Annotated in this window: 1 protein-coding gene; it reads left to right on the top strand. The window is 36.7% G+C overall.

The window, feature by feature from the left end:
- Nucleotides 1-34 precede the first annotated feature (34 nt).
- A partial coding sequence (traN, locus tag L8D11_RS05460; RefSeq protein WP_236870653.1) for a conjugal transfer protein TraN occupies nt 35-474 on the top strand: 440 nt, incomplete at its 3' end.

Here is a 474-nt window from a genome sequence, read left to right as displayed (position 1 = left end):
AAAATGTAGCGCAAGAGATAAGAATCTGGCGAAGATGAAGCAGGAAGAAAGGTGTGTAGAAATTGGGACGTTTTGTAGTAGTAGAGTATTGGGAGCGTGCATAATAAAAAGAACAACATATTGTTGTTATGATTCGAAAATAGCGAGGGAGATAAATAAGCAGTCTAGGGATAAAGGATTAATAAATAAGGGATGGGGAGATGTAGAGTCACCAAATTGCACTGGATTTAGCATAGATGAGTTGCAGCGGATAGATTTTGAAAAGATAGACTTTGAGTTTTTGTCTGAGGATATTAAGAAAAAGAATATATGGAGCAGGATGGGAGATATGAAGAAGGCGCTTGAGCATACGCAAAGATTAATGGAAGGAGAGATTAATACAATTAAAAACGATGTGATAGCAGAGGGTGGTACAGGTACAAATGATACAGGAGATATAAATGAGCAGATAGATGATCAGAAGTTATATGAGAA

It is taken from the genome of Candidatus Bandiella numerosa (assembly GCF_021811875.1).
Lineage (GTDB): Bacteria > Pseudomonadota > Alphaproteobacteria > Rickettsiales > Midichloriaceae > Aquirickettsia > Aquirickettsia numerosa_A.
Note: the sequence above shows the minus strand (reverse complement) of the source record. Positions and strands in the feature narration are given on the sequence as shown.